At 75.8% G+C, this 16,774-nt stretch carries 14 protein-coding genes and 1 pseudogene; 11 read left to right on the plus strand and 4 right to left on the minus strand.

Annotated features, from left to right (window positions below):
- A pseudogene (locus ABT093_RS16865) lies at positions 1–558 on the plus strand (hypothetical protein); the annotation flags it as partial.
- A 63-nt stretch (positions 559–621) separates the two neighbouring features.
- Entirely contained in the window at positions 622–1,503 is an 882-nt protein-coding gene (locus tag ABT093_RS16870) for a hypothetical protein (protein WP_350564879.1), read from the plus strand.
- Between the two features lie 113 nt (positions 1,504–1,616).
- Here the strand turns inward: ABT093_RS16870 and ABT093_RS16875 are convergent, their stop codons facing one another.
- Positions 1,617–2,987: a DUF1015 family protein gene (locus ABT093_RS16875; RefSeq protein ID WP_350564881.1), complete on the minus strand. Its 1,371-nt coding sequence runs from the start codon at positions 2,985–2,987 to the stop codon at positions 1,617–1,619.
- Between the two features lie 93 nt (positions 2,988–3,080).
- Here ABT093_RS16875 and ABT093_RS16880 point away from each other — a divergent pair, with 93 nt between their 5' ends.
- Positions 3,081–3,704: a tetratricopeptide repeat protein gene (locus ABT093_RS16880; RefSeq protein ID WP_350564882.1), complete on the plus strand. Its 624-nt coding sequence runs from the start codon at positions 3,081–3,083 to the stop codon at positions 3,702–3,704.
- A gap of 82 nt (positions 3,705–3,786) precedes the next feature.
- The gene (locus ABT093_RS16885; protein ID WP_350564884.1) at positions 3,787–4,830 is read left to right on the plus strand and encodes an HAD-IIA family hydrolase; all 1,044 of its coding nucleotides are present in this window, start codon (positions 3,787–3,789) and stop codon (positions 4,828–4,830) included.
- A gap of 34 nt (positions 4,831–4,864) precedes the next feature.
- Here the strand turns inward: ABT093_RS16885 and ABT093_RS16890 are convergent, their stop codons facing one another.
- On the minus strand, positions 4,865–5,212 hold the full coding sequence (locus tag ABT093_RS16890; protein ID WP_350564886.1) for an alkyl sulfatase C-terminal domain-containing protein: 348 nt from the start codon (positions 5,210–5,212) through the stop codon (positions 4,865–4,867).
- A 184-nt stretch (positions 5,213–5,396) separates the two neighbouring features.
- Between ABT093_RS16890 and ABT093_RS16895 the strand changes: the two genes are divergently transcribed.
- The 4 genes from ABT093_RS16895 to ABT093_RS16910 all read left to right on the plus strand — a co-directional run bounded on the left by ABT093_RS16895 (position 5,397) and on the right by ABT093_RS16910 (position 8,315).
- Positions 5,397–6,227: a hypothetical protein gene (locus tag ABT093_RS16895; RefSeq protein ID WP_350564888.1), complete on the plus strand. Its 831-nt coding sequence runs from the start codon at positions 5,397–5,399 to the stop codon at positions 6,225–6,227.
- Entirely contained in the window at positions 6,220–6,468 is a 249-nt protein-coding gene (locus ABT093_RS16900) for a hypothetical protein (RefSeq protein ID WP_350564890.1), read from the plus strand. The genes ABT093_RS16895 and ABT093_RS16900 overlap by 8 nt, the downstream gene beginning before the upstream one ends.
- A 45-nt stretch (positions 6,469–6,513) precedes the next feature.
- Positions 6,514–7,320, plus strand: a complete 807-nt coding sequence (locus ABT093_RS16905; RefSeq protein ID WP_350565056.1) for a TlyA family RNA methyltransferase — start codon at positions 6,514–6,516, stop codon at positions 7,318–7,320.
- A 92-nt stretch (positions 7,321–7,412) separates the two neighbouring features.
- Positions 7,413–8,315 (plus strand): NAD kinase, encoded by a 903-nt coding sequence (locus ABT093_RS16910; RefSeq protein WP_350550376.1) that lies wholly within the window; start codon positions 7,413–7,415, stop codon positions 8,313–8,315.
- 80 nt (positions 8,316–8,395) lie between these two features.
- Here ABT093_RS16910 and yczR read toward each other — a convergent pair whose 3' ends face one another.
- Positions 8,396–9,934: a MocR-like transcription factor YczR gene (yczR, locus tag ABT093_RS16915; RefSeq protein WP_350564891.1), complete on the minus strand. Its 1,539-nt coding sequence runs from the start codon at positions 9,932–9,934 to the stop codon at positions 8,396–8,398.
- A gap of 138 nt (positions 9,935–10,072) precedes the next feature.
- Between yczR and yczE the strand changes: the two genes are divergently transcribed.
- The 3 genes from yczE (at position 10,073) to ABT093_RS16930 (ending at position 13,974) form a co-directional block, all read left to right on the plus strand.
- Positions 10,073–10,801 carry a membrane protein YczE gene (gene yczE / locus ABT093_RS16920; protein ID WP_502884239.1) on the plus strand — a complete coding sequence of 243 codons (729 nt, stop codon included), beginning with the start codon at positions 10,073–10,075 and terminating at the stop codon, positions 10,799–10,801.
- A gap of 88 nt (positions 10,802–10,889) precedes the next feature.
- Entirely contained in the window at positions 10,890–12,623 is a 1,734-nt protein-coding gene (gene recN / locus ABT093_RS16925; protein WP_350565059.1) for a DNA repair protein RecN, read from the plus strand.
- 181 nt (positions 12,624–12,804) lie between these two features.
- Positions 12,805–13,974, plus strand: a complete 1,170-nt coding sequence (locus ABT093_RS16930; RefSeq protein WP_350564893.1) for a glycosyltransferase family 4 protein — start codon at positions 12,805–12,807, stop codon at positions 13,972–13,974.
- Between the two features lie 37 nt (positions 13,975–14,011).
- Here ABT093_RS16930 and ABT093_RS16935 read toward each other — a convergent pair whose 3' ends face one another.
- The gene (locus tag ABT093_RS16935) at positions 14,012–16,045 is read right to left on the minus strand and encodes a glycoside hydrolase family 15 protein (RefSeq protein ID WP_502884240.1); all 2,034 of its coding nucleotides are present in this window, start codon (positions 16,043–16,045) and stop codon (positions 14,012–14,014) included.
- Positions 16,046–16,774 lie beyond the last annotated feature (729 nt).

Below are 16,774 nucleotides of genomic sequence, written 5' to 3' on the forward strand. Positions count from 1 at the left end.
CGGGACGACCGTCCGTCGGGCGGTTACGACCGTGGCGGCCGTGACGACCGTGGTGGCGACCGTGGCGGGTTCCGTCGCGATGACCGTCCGTCCGGCGGTGGTTTCCGCCGTGACGACCGTCCGTCGGGCGGTTACGACCGTGGCGGCCGTGACGACCGTGGTGGCGACCGTGGCGGGTTCCGTCGCGATGACCGTCCGTCCGGCGGTGGCTTCCGCCGTGACGACCGCCCGGGTGGCTTCCGCCGCGACGACCGTGACGACCGTCCGCGTCGTGAGGACCGTCCCTTCCGCGACCGCGATGACCGTGGTGGCGACCGTGGCGGGTTCCGTCGCGACGACCGCCCGGCCGGCGGTGGCTTCCGCCGCGACGACCGTGGCGACCGGGGTGACCGCGGCGGCTACCGTGGCGGCCGTGACGAGCGTGGTGGCGACCGTGGCGGCTTCCGCCGTGACGACCGCCCGGGTGGGTTCCGCCGTGACGACCGTGACGACCGTGGCGGCTACCGCGGTGGCCGTGACGAGCGCGGCGGCCGGGACCAGGACGACCGCCGGGGCAACTACGAGCCGGTCAAGCGCCTGCCGATCCCGGAGGACGTCACCGGCTTCGAGATCGACGCCGACGTGCGCCAGGAGCTCAAGAGCCTGCCCAAGACGCTCGCCGACGACGTCGCCCGCAACCTGGTGATGGTCGCCCGCCTGCTCGACAGCGAGCCGGAGGAGGCCTACCAGTACTCGCGCGTGGCGCTGCGGCTGGCCTCCCGCGTCGCCGCCGTCCGCGAGGCGGCCGGCTTCGCCTCCTACATGACCCAGCGCTACTCGGAGGCGCTGACCGAGTTCCGCGCCGCCCGCCGGATGACCGGCCGCGCCGACCTGTGGCCGGTCATGGCCGACTGCGAGCGCGGCCTGGGCCGCCCGGAGCGGGCGCTGGCGATGGCCGGCGAGCCCGAGGTCAAGCAGCTGGACAAGGCCGGCCAGGTCGAGATGCGCCTGGTCGCGGCCGGTGCGCGCACCGACATGGAGCAGTTCGACGCGGCCGTCGTCACCCTGCAGAGCCCCGAGCTGGCCTCGCCCGCCGTGCACTCGTGGACCGCGCGCCTGCGCTACGCGTACGCCGACGCGCTGATCGCGGCAGGCCGTGGCGAGGAGGCCCGCGACTGGTTCTCCAAGGCCGCCGAGGCGGACACCGACGGCACCACCAACGCCGCCGAGCGTCTCGCCGAGATCGACGGTGTGGAGTTCGTGGACGCCCTCGACCCGGAGGTCGCCGAGGAGGAGGCCGAGCAGGCCGTCACCGAGCCGGCCCGGCGCAAGGGCGGCGAGACCTCGGACGAGCACGTCATCTTCGAGGACGAGGAGGACGTCGAGGAGTACTACGACGAGGACGACCTCGAGATCGACGACGACTTCGACGGCGTGGTCCCCGAGCGCACCCCCGCCGCCGAGAAGGCCGACGAGGCCGAGAAGGCGGAGCAGCCGGAGCAGGACGACGAGGCCGGCAAGTAGGCACCGGACCTGACGACGAGTGAGGCCCTGCCGCGCCCCGGGAGATCCCGGAGTGCGGCAGGGCCTCACTGCGTGTCGGACGGGCCGCGCCCGCGCGGCCCGGGCCGTCCGCGTCAGCCGAGTTCGAGGTTGCGCAGCACCAGCCCGGTGGCCGGCTTCGGGCCGAAGGACGTGGACTTGCGCGGCATGGTGACGCCCTGTTCGGCGAGCCGCCGGACGACGCTCTCCCGTACCGGGTGCAGCAGCACGGCCGTCCCGCCGCTGCGGGCGGCCTCCCGCTCGGCGGCGGCCGCGGTGTGCAGGTAGCCGATGTCGTCGGGGCCGTCCGGGACCCGCCAGGTGTGGTCGAGCAGGGTGGCGTGCAGCACGGTGGCGTCCAGGTGGCGCCACTCCTCGGGCTTGTCGTGCGGCACGGTGGCGTCGAGCAGGCTCTCGTCGGGGTCGCCGACGAGCCGGTAGACGCCGTCCCCGCCGGTCAGCAGGAAGCCGCTGCCGCCGTGCCGCTTCTGCTCGGCGAGCGCCTGCAGGGCGGTCTCCAGCGGGCCCGGGACCTCCTTGACCCGCCACTGGTCGCCGAGCCGCTGGAGGGCCTCGGCGACCGGCAGGCGGTACAGCACCCGGTGGATGGCCCGCACCCGCAGCGGGTAGCGGGCGGTGTCGACCAGCAGCACCAGGCCGCGGTCCCAGGGGCTGCGCGGCAGGTGGCGGTGCTCGCGCTGGAGCCGCAGGTACATCTCCCAGCGGTGGTGGCCGTCGGCGATCAGCGCCCGGCAGGTGGCCAGGTCGCGGCCGACCGCGGCGATCTCGGCGGAGCCGGTGACCGCCCACAGGCGGTGGTGGGTGCCGTCGGAGGTGGTCGTGGTGAGCAGCGGTTCGCCGCGCACCGCGTTCTCGATCACCTCGGCGGCCCCGCCGCTGCCGCGGTAGGTGAGCAGCAGCGGTTCGAGGTTGGCCCGGGTGGTGCGCATCAGGCCGACCCGGTCGGCGACCGGGCGGGGCATCACGTCCTCGTGGGGCAGGACGACGCCGGCCTCGCTGCCGCTGACCGCGAGGGCGCCGATGAGCCCGCGCTGCAGCAGTTCGGGGCTGTCGCCGGTGGCCGGCACCCGCTGCTCGTAGACGTAGAGGGCCGGCTCGGGGTCGGCGGCCAGGACGCCCTCGCGCTGCCACTCGCGCAGCAGCCGGGCGGCGTGCCGGTAGCGGGTGTCGCGGTCGGGGCGGTCGCCGGTGTCCTCCGGCTCGGGGCGCGGCAGGATCAGCCGGACGACGTTGTGCGGGTCGGCGGTCTCCAGATCGAGCCGGCGGCCGGGGTCGACGACGTCGTACGGCGGTGAGGTGACGGCGGCCAGGGCGCCGACCCGGTCGGGGACGTATCGCAGGCCGCGGAACGGGGACAGGGACAGACCTGCGGTGGCGACGTGCCCGGGATCGCCGGGGCCGCCCTGCGGAGACTCCACTCCGCTTTCTGCACTGGGTGTGCTCATTCTGGGCATCGTAACCGGGTACGCGTTGTTCAGAGATCGGAACACCCGTGCCGGTCCGGTGGGCGGGTGTCGTGACCGAGGGCGAGGTACGGGGTGAAAGAGCGCGACGAGCGGGTGGACGACGGCGTCGGCGGCGGTGCCGGCGGGGCCTTCGGTGGTGGCGGCGTGCCGGAGCAGCAGCGGCGGTCCGGGGAGCCGGAGGGGGACGTCTACGAGTGGTTCCGCCGGGGTGTGAAGCTGCTCGCCCAGGGCAATCCGGCGGCGGCCGAGCAGCTGCTGGCCCGGGCGGCCGCGGCGGAGCCGGCCTCGCGCAGCATCCGGGAGGCGCTCGCCCGGGCGCAGTACGACGCGGGCTCGTACGCGGCGGCGCTGGAGAACTTCCGGGCGGTGGCGCTGGCCGATCCCTCGGACGACTACGCTCAGTTCGGGTGGGGTGTGGCGGCGGCCCGGCTGGGGGACTTCGAGACCTCCGCCGAGCACCTGGCGCTGGCCGTGGCGATGCGGCCGGACACCGACCACTACCGGGCCGCGTTGCGGCAGACCCGGGCGACGCTGGCGGCCCGCGCCGGGGCGTTCGGCCCGCTGCTGCCGGGCGCGCCGGGGTACCTGGAGCCGCCGGCCGGGGCGGATGAGCCGCGCGGGCGGGCTTCCGGGCAGGAGCCGGGAACCGGGGCGGGCCCGGAGCCGACGGGTGAGCGGGACCGGCAGGACGGCTGAGCCCGGAGGGACGGTGCGCGCCGTCGACGGCGCCGGCAGCACCGACGAGCAGGACTGACGCGATGAGTGAGGTAGAGCAGGCATGACCGAGACGGCCACCACTGTGCGACGGACCGCCCCGGGCGGCAGCGAGCCGCCGCTGACCGAGGCGTACGACACGGCGCTCCTGGACCTCGACGGCGTGGTGTACGCCGGACCGGACGCGATCGAGCACGCCGTCGACTCCCTGGCGGCGGCCCGCGCGGCCGGGATGAAGCTGGCGTACGTGACCAACAACGCCTCCCGCCCGCCCCGGGTGGTGGCCGCGCACCTGAGCGAGCTGGGGGTGCCGGCCGAGCCGGCGGACGTGATCAACTCCGCGCAGGCGGCGGCCCGGGTGCTCGCCGACAAGCTGCCGGCCGGGGCGAAGGTGCTGGTGGTGGGCGGTCTGGGCCTGGAGGAGGCGCTGGCCGAGCGCGGCCTGGTGGCGGTCCGGACGCTGGCCGAGGGGCCGCTGGCGGTGGTCCAGGGCTTCGACGCCTCGGTCGGCTGGACGCACCTGGCGGAGGCCTCCTACGCGGTGCAGTCGGGGCTGCCGTGGGTGGCGTCCAACACCGATGTGACGGTGCCGACCGCGCGCGGGATCGCGCCGGGCAACGGGATGCTGGTGGCGGCCGTCCGCGCGGCGACCGGGGTGGAGCCGGAGGTGGCGGGCAAGCCGCTGCCGCCGATGCACCGGGAGACGGTGCTGCGCACGGGTGCGGAGCGGCCGCTGGTGGTCGGCGACCGGCTGGACACCGACATCGAGGGCGCGTTCAACGGCGGGGTGGACAGCCTGCTGGTCTTCACCGGGGTGACGACGCCGGCGCAGCTGCTGGCGGCCCCGGCCGAGCACCGGCCGACGTACCTGGCGGCGGACCTGCGGGGGCTGCTGACCGGGCACGCGCCGGTCGGCGCGCAGCCAGGCGGCGGGTTCTCCTGCGGCGGGTTCGTCGCGGTGGCGCAGGACGGCGTGCTGCGGCTGGAGGGCGTCGGGGCGGACCGCTGGGACGGGCTGCGGGCGCTGTGCGCGGCGGCGTGGACGGCGCTGGACGCGGACGGCGAGCCGGCCGACGGCCGCAAGGCGCTGGCCGAGCTGGGGTTCTAGCCGGGGTTCCGTCCGGGAAGGGGAGCGGACCGGGTCAGAGCAGGGTGCGCAGCCGCAGCAGGTCGCGGAAGCCGGCCTCCAGCCTGACCCGGCCGCTCGCCCAGGCGGACGCGAAGTTGAGCCGGCCGCCGACCAGGGCGAGCAGGTCGTCGCTGGTCATGGTGAGCCGGATGTCGGCCTTCCCGGCGGGGCTGCCGGGGGCCTCCTTGAGGTCCTGGATGCTGCCCTCGCGCAGCCGCCCGGTGAAGGTGAGGTCGAGGTCGGTGATCCGGCAGCTGAGCGAGCGGTCCAGCTCGGTGGCCTTGCGGACGTCGCCGGTGGCCTTGGCGAGGTTGCGGCTGAGCTGCTCCAGCGCCTCGCGGCACTCCTCGGCGTCGGCCATGACGGCGGATCCCTCCCTCGGCGGGCCGCGGTGCCCCGGCGGGTGGCCGGACCCGGCGGCGGGTGACTGCCGGGCCACGGTACCGCAGGACGTATTTGGCGGTAGCGTCGTCTGTGGGATGCCCGGATTCGTCCGGGCGTCGACGCGACGGAGCGATGCGCGCAGGCGAATGGGAGGCACCCGGATGCTGCCGAGGACGGTGCGAGGAGCGGTGGCGGCCGCGGCCGTGCTGGTGGAGGAGGTCGGCAAGCGGGTCGTCGGGACGGCGGCCGGCCTGCTGGAGAAGGGCGGGGTCGACGTCGCGGAGGTGGAGCGCCGGCTGGGCGGGCAGTTCCCGCCGTCGGCGAAGTCGCTCCAGACGCTGGCCGAGGAGGCGGTGACCGCCGGCCGAGCCGGGGTGGACCTCGCGGTGGGGGTGGCGCGCGGTGAGGTCGAGAAGGTCTTCGAGCGGGTCGGTGACCAGGTGACCAAGGTCGGCGTGGTGCTGGCCTACCTGGAGAACAAGCTGCGCGAGGTCGAGGAGGACGAGGCGGGGGCGGACGGGTCCGCGCCGGCTCCGCCCGCGCCCCGGGCCGGCGGGCTGTTCGAGGACGGCTGGGAGCGGGAGACGGCGGGATCGGCGGAGGCCGAGCGGATAGCGGTCGACGAGCCGGTGGAGGTCGACCCGCCGGTGCCGCCGGCCGGGACGGCTCCGGTCGCCCGGGCGCCGCAGACGGCGGCCCCGGCGCCCTCGGTGGAGAAGGCGGCCACCGGGAAGCCCGTCGCCGCGAAGAAGACCGCTGCGGCGAAGAAGACCGCCGCCGAGAAGACGGCCGGGAAGAAGACGGCCGCGAAGAAGACGGCGGCGAAGAAGACCGCGGTGAAGAAGACGGCCGTCAAGAAGACCGCGACCGCGAAGAAGTCCACGACCGCGAGGGCGGCCGGCGAGGCCGGGCAGGAGCAGCCGCCCGCCAAGCGGACCGCGACCAGGAAGACCACCGTCCGCCGGACCAGCACGAAGAAGCCCGATGCCTGAACCCGAACCCGGACCGCAGACCCCGGCCGGGGCCCCCGTCCCGGTCCCCGCGCCCCTGCCCGCCCCCGGTGAACCGCTGCCGCTCGGTGTCGGGCTGACCCCGACCGGGCACCCGGCCGTGGACGCCGGTCTGGCCCGGCTGGAGGCGCTGGACGGGGTGCCGACCGACGCGCACGTCCCGGTGTACGAAGATGTCCATCAGCGGCTGGTCGACACGCTGGCCGCCCTCGACCGGGACTGACCGGGCGAACGAGAACCACCCGTAGGAGCTGAAACACCAGTGGCAGTGGCACGACGCCGACTCGACGCGGAGCTGGTCCGCCGCAAGCTGGCCCGGTCGCGGGAGCACGCCTCCGAACTGATCGCGGCCGGCCGGGTGACCGTCGGCGGGACCACCGCGACCAAGCCGGCCACCCAGGTGGAGACCTCGGCGGCGGTCGTGGTGGCCAAGGACGAGAACGACCCGGACTACGTCTCGCGCGGCGGCCACAAGCTCGCCGGGGCGTTCGCGGCGTTCGTGCCGCAGGGCCTGGTCGTCGAGGGCCGCCGGGCGCTGGACGCGGGCGCGTCCACCGGCGGGTTCACCGACGTGCTGCTGCGCGCCGGGGCCGCGCACGTGCTGGCGGTGGACGTCGGCTACGGACAGCTGGCCTGGTCGCTGCAGAGCGACGAGCGGGTCACCGTGATGGACCGCACCAACGTCCGCGAGCTGACCCCGGAGATGATCGGCGGGGCCCCGGTCGACCTGGTGGTCGGAGACCTGTCGTTCATCTCGCTGGGCCTGGTGCTGCCCGCGCTGGCCGGCTGCGCCGCCGAGGACGCCGACCTGGTGCTGATGGTCAAGCCGCAGTTCGAGATCGGCAAGGAGCGGCTGGGCAGCGGCGGGGTGGTGCGCAGCCCGCAGCTGCGCGCCGAGATGGTGCGCCAGGTGGCGGGACAGGCGTGGGAGCAGGGACTGGGCGTGCGGGCGGTCACCGCGAGCCCCCTGCCCGGCCCGTCCGGAAATGTCGAGTACTTCCTGTGGATGCGCCGGGACGCGCCGCCGCTGGACCCCGCGGAGGCGGACCGGGCCGTCGCCGAAGGCCCCCGATAGGGTGCTTTGCGGACGTCCGGTCCGTCATGCTGGGTGGGGCGGCCGTACCGGGCCGACGGTGACCCGGCCGGCGTAGGGAGAGGGCAGCGGGCATGAGTGATGAACGTACGGTCTTCCTGATCGCGCACACGGGCCGGGAGGCGGCCCTGCGCAGCGTCGAGGGGCTGGTGCACGGCCTGCTCAAGGCGGGGATCCGGATCAGACTGCTGGCCGCCGAGGCGGTCGACCTCGATCTGCCGGACGGGGTGGAGACGGTCGCCGGGGGTCCGGGCGCGGCGGACGGCTGTGAGCTGATCCTGGTCGCGGGCGGGGACGGCACGCTGCTGCGGGGGGCCGAGCTGGCCCGCGAGCACGGCCTGCCGATGCTCGGCATCAACCTGGGCCGGGTCGGTTTCCTGGCCGAGGCGGAGCGGGACGACCTGGCGGTGGTGGTCGAGCGGGTGGTCGAGGCCGACTACGAGGTCGAGGAGCGGATGACCCTCGACGTGATCGTCCGCACCAACGGCGACGTGGTGCACCACGACTGGGCGCTGAACGAGGCCTCGATCGAGAAGGCGTCCCGGGAGCGGATGCTGGAGGTGGTGACCGAGGTGGACGGCCGCCCGGTCTCCAACTTCGGCTGCGACGGGGTGGTGTGCGCGACGCCGACCGGCTCGACCGCCTACGCGTTCTCGGGCGGCGGGCCGGTGGTCTGGCCGGAGGTGGAGGCGCTGCTGATGGTGCCGATCAGCGCGCACGCGCTGTTCGCCCGTCCGCTGGTGACCTCGCCGGATTCCGTGCTGGCGGTGGAGGTGCAGCCGAAGACCCCGCACGGGGTGCTGTGGTGCGACGGCCGGCGTTCGGTGGAACTGCCCGCCGGGGCGCGGGTGGAGGTGCGCCGGGGGCAGACGCCGGTGCGCCTGGCCCGGCTGCACCGGGCGCCGTTCACCGACCGGCTGGTGGCGAAGTTCGCGCTGCCGGTGACCGGGTGGCGCGGCCGGACGGACACCCACTGAGCACCGCGCGCCGACCCGCTGACGGTGCGGCGGTGTGACGGTATGACCGTGTGACGGCCCGCCCGGGAAGTGGCGGGCCGTCAGACCGCGAGCGGCTGGGTGTCGACGCCGCCCTGCCAGCGCCCCTCCTCCTCGGCGCGGGCGGCGACGCCGGCCAGCCGGCGGACGGCGTCCGGCACGGCCGGGGCGGGCACGGTGAGCGGGAGCCGCAGGTGGTGCTCGAAGGCGCCGTCGGAGCCGAACCGGTTGCCGGCGGCGATCCGGACCCCGGCGCGTTCGCCGGCCCGGGCCAGCGCCGTGCCGGAGACCCCGCCGGTGGCGACCCAGAACGACAGGCCGCCCGGTGGCACGGCGAACCGCCAGTGCGGCAGCTGCGCGCGCAGTTCGGCGCTCAGCGCCTCGGCGGTGTCCCGCAGCCGGGCCAGCTGGTGGGCGCGGACGGCCGGCAGGTCCTCGGTCAGCAGCTCGGCGGCGATCAGCTGGTCCAGCACGGGCGCGCCGACGTCGCTGTAGACCCGGGTGGTGGCCAGCCGGCGGATCAGGGCGGGCGCGGCGCGCACCCAGCCGATCCGCAGGCCGCCCCAGAGCAGCTTGCCGGCCGAGCCGACCGTGACCACCTGGGCGGCGCGGTCCAGGGCGGCCGTGGGGCGGGGCGGGGCGACGCCCGCGGGCAGGCCCCAGCCGAGTTCGGCGGTGGTCTCGTCGACCAGCACGACGGTGCCGGCGGAGCGGGCGGCGGCGAGCAGCGCGCGCCGCTGCTCCTCGTCGATCAGCGCGCCGGTGGGGTTGTGGAAGTCCGGGATGACGTACGCCGCCTTCGGAGCGGCCCCGTTCAGCACCCGCCGCCACTCGGTGAGGTCCCACCCCGGCCGGGCGGCGGGTTCGCCCGCGTGCCGCCAGGTGTCCTCCGGGCCGGTGACGAGCGGGACGGGGACCAGGCGGGCCTCGTTGAGCCGCAGCGCCTGGAGGGTGTGCGCGTAGCTGGGCGCGTCGACGGCGACCCGGTCGCCTCGGCCGAGCAGGGCCTGGCGCACCAGGTGCAGGGCGCCCATCGCGCCGATGGTGATCAGGATCTGGTCGGGGGTGGTCGGCACCCCGCGCTCGGTGAAGCGGCGGGCCACCGCCTCGCGCAGCACCGGGACCCCGGTCGGGTAGTGGCCGTGCCCGGCGGCGTAGGCGGGCAGCTGCTCGACGGCGCGGGCGGCGGCCGCGGAGAGGAAGGGCTGCGGGGCGGGCAGCGCGGCCACGCCGAGGTCCAGGGTGCGGCCCTGCTCGTCCGGCGGCACCGGGTGCAGCGCGTCGCTGGGCGGGGCGGAGCCCTCGGGCAGGGCGGTCCAGCTGCCGGAGCCGCGGCGGCTGCGCAGGTAGCCGTCCGCCCGCAGGGCCTCGTAGGCGGTGGCGACGGTGGTGCGGCTGAGCCGCAGGGCGAGGGCGAGCTCGCGTTCGGCGGGCAGCCGGGCGCCGACCGGCAGCCGGCCCTCGGAGACCAGCAGCCGGACCTGGGCGGCGAGCGTGCGGTAGGCGGGGCGGCGGGCGGCCCCGGGCGGTTCGGGCAGCCGCGCGGTGGCGAGCAGCCGGGCGAGCGCCGGGGACGTCACGGTGGTCTGCCAGTCGGCCATGGCACATCAGTCCACTTGCTGGGGATTGGCCCTGTCGGGGGCCGTATTGGCCTGGCCATCATGACAGGGCGGCCGTCTCGTCCGCCACCGCCGGGCCGTCGTGTCGCGGCGGTGCAGCACCACCTGCCCGGAGATTCCATGGCCACCACCGCGACCCCGTTGCCGCCGTCCCCGTCCGATGCCGCCCCCGCCCCCGGGCGGCCGGGTCTCGCCGTCCGCGTGCTGGGCGACACCCACGCGCTGGGCCGCCGGCTGCCGCAGCTGTTCGTGGGTCTCGCCCTCTACGGGGCCAGCATGGGCCTGATGCTGCGCTCCGGCCTCGGCCTGGACCCCTGGGACGTCTTCCACCAGGGACTGCAGGGCACCTTCGGACTCTCGGTGGGCGCCTGGGTGACGATCTGCGGCGCGCTGGTCCTGCTGCTGTGGATACCGCTGCGCCAGCTGCCGGGCGTCGGCACCCTCGCCAACGTGCTGGTGATCGGCGCCGCGATGGACGCCACCCTGCGCCTCGTCGGCGCGCCCGGACCGCTGCCGGCGCGGATCGCGACGATGGTGGGCGCGATCGTCCTCAACGGCCTGGCCACCGGTCTCTACATCGGCGCCCGGCTCGGCCCGGGACCGCGCGACGGCCTGATGACCGGCCTGCACCGGCGCACCGGCCGCTCACTGCGGCTGATCCGCACCGGCATCGAGCTGACCGTGCTGGCCGCGGGCGTCCTGCTCGGCGGCACCGTCGGCGTCGGCACGGTCGCCTACGCCCTGGCCATCGGCCCGCTCGCGCAGTTCTTCCTGCCCTGGTGCACCGTCCCGACGGCGGGTCCCTCCGGCAGCCCGGAAATTCCCGCCGGGGACTCCCGGAAGGGGTGAACTTCGGGGTACGGAGTTGCCGCGCGCCGTTGTCGCTCGTCGCGCGCCGGGGGCGGAACCTCGTAAGGTCGTCTCCGTGTTGGACGAGATGCGGATACGGGATCTTGGGGTCATCGACGACGCGGTCGTCGAGCTCGCCCCCGGCTTCACCGCCGTGACCGGTGAGACCGGCGCCGGCAAGACCATGGTGGTGACCAGCCTCGGCCTGCTGCTCGGCGGACGAGCCGATCCGGGCCTGGTGCGCAACGGCAGCGCCCGCGCGGTCGTCGAGGGCCGCCTCGAACTGCCCGCCGGTTCCCCGGCGGCCGCCCGCGCCGTGGAGGCCGGCGCCGAGCTGGACGACGGCGCGCTGCTGATCAGCCGGACCGTTTCCGCCGAGGGGCGCTCGCGCGCCCACGTCGGCGGCCGGTCCGTCCCGGTCGGCCTCCTCGCCGAGCTCGGCGAGGACCTCATCGCCGTGCACGGCCAGACCGACCAGCAGCGGCTGCTGCGCCCGGCCCGCCAGCGCGGCGCCCTCGACCGGTACGCGGGCGAGTCCGTCGCCGAGCCGCTGGCCCGCTACCGCGAGGTCTACCGCCGGCTGCGCGAGGTCTCCGCCACCCTGGAGGAGCTGACCACCCGGGCCCGCGAGCGCGCCCAGGAGGCCGACCTGCTGCGCTTCGGCCTCGACGAGGTCGCCGCCGCCGAGCCGGTGGCCGGCGAGGACGAGGAGCTGTCCGCCGAGGCCGAGCGGCTCGGCCACGCCGACGCGCTCTCCTCCGCCGCGACCCTGGCGCACGCCGCGCTGGCCGGGGACCCGGCCGACCCGGAGGCGCTGGACGCGGGCACCCTGCTCGCCCAGGCCCGCCGCGCGCTGGACGCCGTGCGCCACCACGACGAGCGGCTCGCCGGCCTCGCCGACCGGCTGAACGAGGTCGGCTACCTGCTCGCCGACGTCGCCGGCGACCTGGCCGGCTACGCCGACGACCTGGACGCCGACCCGGTCCGGCTGGCCGCCGTCGAGGACCGCCGGGCCGTCCTGTCCCAGCTGCTGCGCAAGTACGGCGGCCCGGAGAACACGCTGGCCGAGGTGATCACCTGGGCCGAGGCGGGCGCCGCCCGGCTCGCCGAACTCGACGGCGACGACGACCGGATCGACGAGCTCGGCGCCCAGGAGACCGCGCTGCGCGCCGAGTTGGCCGAGCTCGCGGCCGAGGTCTCGGCCGCCCGGCAGGCCGCCGCCGGGCGCTTCGCGGACGCCGTCTCCGCCGAACTCGCCGAGCTGGCCATGCCGCACGCCCGGGTCACCTTCTCGATCGGCCGGCTGGACGACCTGTCCGGGATCGAGATCGAGGGCCGGACCGTCGCCTACGGCCCGCACGGCGTGGACGAGGTCGAGGTGCTGCTCGCCCCGCACCCCGGCGCCCAGCCCCGGCCGATCGCCAAGGGCGCCTCGGGCGGTGAGCTGTCCCGGGTGATGCTCGCCGTCGAGGTGGTCTTCGCCGGCGCCGACCCCGTCCCCACCTACCTGTTCGACGAGGTGGACGCGGGCGTCGGCGGCAAGGCGGCGGTCGAGATCGGCCGCCGGCTCGCCAAGCTGGCCGAGAGCGCCCAGGTCGTCGTGGTCACCCACCTGCCGCAGGTGGCGGCCTTCGCCGACCGCCACCTGGTGGTCGAGAAGACCAACGACGGCACGGTGACCCGCAGCGGCGTCAAGGTGCTGAACGACGAGGAGCGGGTGCGCGAGCTCTCCCGGATGCTGGCCGGCCTGGAGGACTCCGAGCTCGGCCGGGCGCACGCCGAGGAGCTGCTCGCCGCGGCCCGCGCCCCCCGGCGGCGGTAGCCGTCCCGCGGCGGCCCTCGCGGACCGGTCACGACGCGCCCCACCGGGGGCGCCGACTGTCCAAGAGGGCCGCCGACCTGGCATGGTGGCCGCTGGACACTGGCCTTCCTGTCCCGAGCGCCGCCGGCGGGAAACCCCCGCCCGGGGCGCGCGTAGCTGATCGAGTCGGAAGCGATACGACGTGGACCATTCCGCCGCCCGGGCCGCCGCGGCCACCCCCGAACCGGGGCAGCTGCACGTGGTGCTCGTCCTGGCCGCCAGTACGGGCGGCATCGGTGCGCATGTGCGCTCGCTGGCACAGGGCCTGGTCGCGCACGGAGTGACCGTCACGGTGTGCGCCCCCGCAGGCGCGGACGCGCTGTTCGGCTTCTCCCGCACCGGCGCCCGGTTCCACCTGGTCGACATCACCCCGACCGCGGGCGCCCGCAGCGACGCCACCGCCATCGGCGAGCTGCGCCGCGCCTTCACCGGTGCCGACGTGGTGCACGCCCACGGCCTGCGCGCGGCGCTGCTGTCCGACCTCGCGCTGCGCACCGCCGGCCGCTTCCCGGGCCTGCGCCCGGAGACGCCGCTGGTGGTCACCTCGCACCACGCGCTGCTCGCCACCGGCATGGAGCGCCGCCTCCAGCGGCTGATGGAGCGCCGGGTGGCGCGCGCCGCCGACCTCGTCCTCGGCGCCTCCTCGGACCTGGTGGCCCGGGCCCGGGAGCTCGGCGCGACCGATGCGCGGCTCGGCCCGGTCGCCGCCCCGCCGATGCCCGAGGGCCGGCCGGAGCGTACGCGGGCCCGGGCCGCGCTGCTCGGCGGGGAAGCCGACCGCCCGCTGGTCCTGGCGGTCGGCCGGCTCGTGCCGCAGAAGGCGTTCGGGCTGCTGCTGGACGCGCTCCAGGAGCTGTCCGCGACGGACCCGCAGCCGCTGCTGCTGCTCGCCGGGGACGGCCCGGAGGCCGCCGCTCTGCGCGAGCGGGTGACCTCCGAGAGGCTGCCGGTGCGGCTGCTCGGCTACCGCACCGACGTGCCCGACCTGCTGGCCGCCGCCGACGTGGTGGTGGTCCCCAGCCGCTGGGAGGCCCGCTCGCTGGTGGTCCAGGAGTCCATGCGGGCGGGCGTGCCGGTGGTCGCCACGGCCGTCGGCGGCATCCCCGAACTGGTCGGCGACGCCGCCGTGCTCGTCCCGCCCGGGGACGCGGCGGCGATCGGCCGGGCGGTGCGCGAGCTGCTGGCCGACCCGGCGCGCCGCGAGCGCCTGGTGGCGGCCGGCCGGCAGCAGGCGGAGACCTGGCCGGACGAGGCCGCCACCGTCGCCCAGGTGCTCAGCACCTACGACGAACTGGTACAGCGCGACGGGTAGCCCGTCCCGGGAGGAGCGGACGGGGGCCGGACGGGGATCAGACGGTGGCCTGCTCGCCGGCCCGGTCGGCGGCCAGGCCGTCCGGCTGGGCGGAGAGGTAGGCGCCGCCGCAGGCGGTCAGCCGCAGCGCGGTGTCGATCAGCGGCACGTGGCTGAAGGCCTGCGGGAAGTTGCCGACCTGCCGCTTGAGCCGCGGGTCCCACTCCTCGGCGAGCAGGCCGAGGTCGTTGCGCAGCGACAGCAGCCGGTCGAACAGCTCGCGCGCCTCCTGCACCCGGCCGATCATCGCGAGGTCGTCGGCCAGCCAGAACGAGCAGGCCAGGAAGGCGCCCTCGTGGCCGGAGAGGCCGTCGACGTTGGTGCCCGACTCGTCGTGGGTCGGGTAGCGCAGCACGAAGCCGTCCTCGGTGGCGAGTTCGCGCTGGATCGCCTCGATGGTGCCGATGACCCGCTTGTCGTCCGGCGGCAGGAAGCCGACCTGGGGGATGAGCAGCAGCGAGGCGTCCAGCTCCTTGCCGCCGTAGTACTGGGTGAAGGTGTTGCGGCCCGGGTCGTAGCCCTTGTCGCAGACGTCCCGGTGGATGGTGTCGCGCAGTTCCCGCCAGCGCTCCAGGTGGCCGCCGGTCGGGGCGTCCTCGGGGGTCTGCTCCAGCAGCTTGATGGTGCGGTCGACGGCCACCCAGGCCATCACCTTGGAGTGGACGAAGTGCCGGCGCGGGCCGCGCACCTCCCAGATGCCCTCGTCCGGCTCCTGCCAGTGCTCCTCCAGGTACTCGATGAGCCGCAGCTGGAGGTGGTGGGCGTGGTCGTTGCGGACCAGGCCGGTCATGTGGGCCAGGTGCAGCGCCTCGACGACCTCGCCGTAGACGTCCAGCTGGAGCTGGCCGGCCGCGCCGTTGCCGACCCGCACCGGCTGGGAGCCCTCGTAACCGGGCAGCCAGTCCAGCGAGGACTCGGTGAGCTCGCGCTCGCCGGCGATGCCGTACATGATCTGGAGGTTCTCCGGGTCGCCGGCCACCGCGCGCAGCAGCCACTCGCGCCAGGCCTTGGCCTCGTCGCGGTAGCCGGTGCGCAGCAGCGAGGAGAGCGTGATCGCGGCGTCGCGCAGCCAGGTGTAGCGGTAGTCCCAGTTGCGCTCGCCGCCGATGTCCTCGGGCAGCGAGGTGGTGGGGGCGGCGACGATGCCGCCGGTGGGCGCGTAGGTCAGGCCCTTGAGGGTGATCAGCGAGCGGACCACGGCCTCCCGGTAGGGGCCCTGGTAGGTGCACTGGCCGACCCACTCGTGCCAGAAGTCCGCGGTGGCGTCGAGCAGTTCCTCGGCGTCCGGGGCCTTGGGCGGCTCCAGGTGGGAGGCCTGCCAGGTGAGCGCGAAGGCGATCCGCTCGCCGGCCGAGACGGTGAAGTCGGCGTAGGTGGTGAGGTTGCGGCCGTAGGTGTCGGCCTCGCCGTCCAGCCAGACCGAGTCGGGGCCGGCCACGGCGACGGTGCGGTGGCCGCCGTCGGGCTGCTCGACCCGGTGCACCCAGGGCACCACCCGGCCGTAGCTGAACCGCATCCGCAGCGCGGAGCGCATCCGCACGGTGCCGGCCACGCCCTCGACGATCCGGATCACCTGCGGGACGGCGTCCTTGCCGGCGAGCGGGCGGGGCGGCATGAAGTCGATCACCCGGACGGTGCCGCCCTGGGCGTCCCACTCCTGTTCCAGGATCAGCGAGTCGCCCCGGTAGCGGCGGCGGTCGGCGGGGACGGCGGGGGCGGCGGCGGTGGGCGGCGGGATCCGCAGCTCACCGGTGTCGGCGAGCGGGAGCCTCCCGGCGGCCGGGGCGGCCGGGGCGGCCGGGGCGGCCGGGGCGGCCGGGGCGGCGGGGACGGGCGAAGGCAGTTCGACGGCCACCGCCTCGGCGGGACCGATTCGCCAGAAGCCGTGTTCGTCGGTGCCGAGCAGGCCGGCGAAGACCGCCGGCGAGTCGAATCGGGGCAGGCAGAGCCAGTCCACCGCTCCGTCCCTGCTGACGAGGGCGGCGGTCTGCATGTCCCCGATGAGTGCGTAGTCCTCGATACGGCCGGCCACGTGATCTCCAGTTCGCAATGTGGTCACGACGCATCGGCGATCCGAGGGGGAGCCAGCGGGTTTGCGGCGGGACCGGTGCCACCCCGGGACGTCCGGCCCGCCGTGGGGTGGTGGCGGGCCTTGCTGGAGTGTCCGCGAGGGCTCGGCCGAGCCTCTGGGTGGGTGGGGCGAGCGGGAAACAACGGGGAGGTCCGGTCGCGCATCGGGGACCGAGAGGTTCCTGACCCTCCCACGCCCTCCGCGTGCTCGTGTTGTCGGCGATGCGTCCGAGCAGCTTACGACGGACGAAAGGGGCGAAGCACGCGGGCGCAGCGCGGTGTGGCGCCGCATTTCGGCGGAAATACCGCGCATCGCGGGAGCGGCGGCCAGGATGGCTCGGACGGATCAGCTCCGGATGGCACGAAGTGGGGATCCGCGATGGCCCGGAGGAGCTGGTCCGGACCGCCTGGAGGTGGCCCGGTCGGGCCGGTGGTGCGACGCGTGTGACGCTTGCGCCGGGTGGTGCGCCGGCGGCGCGCCCGGCGTGCGCCCCGGGAGCGCTCCGGCGTGTTCCGCCCGGGAAACCGGCCCCCGGGCGGCGCGCGGCGGCGGCCCGGAACGCGTCCGGGCCGGGTCACTGTTACCCTGGTATCCCGTGGACCGGTGGGATCAAACGCCCCGGACCGGCCGAACCGACGACCTCACGGCGCCGTGCTCCGCACCGCCCCCCTCCGTCGGGACGGCGAGCCG

This window comes from Kitasatospora sp. NPDC002551 (assembly GCF_040296005.1).
Taxonomy (GTDB): domain Bacteria; phylum Actinomycetota; class Actinomycetes; order Streptomycetales; family Streptomycetaceae; genus Kitasatospora.

Coding starts and splice junctions, on each gene's coding strand:
- ABT093_RS16875 (WP_350564881.1), bottom strand. CDS start 2,987: ATGAGCACACCCAGTGCAGAAAGCGGAGTGGAGTCTCCGCAGGGCGGC.
- ABT093_RS16885 (WP_350564884.1), top strand. CDS start 3,787: ATGACCGAGACGGCCACCACTGTGCGACGGACCGCCCCGGGCGGCAGC.
- ABT093_RS16890 (WP_350564886.1), bottom strand. CDS start 5,212: ATGGCCGACGCCGAGGAGTGCCGCGAGGCGCTGGAGCAGCTCAGCCGC.
- ABT093_RS16895 (WP_350564888.1), top strand. CDS start 5,397: ATGCTGCCGAGGACGGTGCGAGGAGCGGTGGCGGCCGCGGCCGTGCTG.
- ABT093_RS16900 (WP_350564890.1), top strand. CDS start 6,220: ATGCCTGAACCCGAACCCGGACCGCAGACCCCGGCCGGGGCCCCCGTC.
- ABT093_RS16910 (WP_350550376.1), top strand. CDS start 7,413: ATGAGTGATGAACGTACGGTCTTCCTGATCGCGCACACGGGCCGGGAG.
- yczR (WP_350564891.1), bottom strand. CDS start 9,934: ATGGCCGACTGGCAGACCACCGTGACGTCCCCGGCGCTCGCCCGGCTG.
- yczE (WP_502884239.1), top strand. CDS start 10,073: ATGGCCACCACCGCGACCCCGTTGCCGCCGTCCCCGTCCGATGCCGCC.
- recN (WP_350565059.1), top strand. CDS start 10,890: ATGCGGATACGGGATCTTGGGGTCATCGACGACGCGGTCGTCGAGCTC.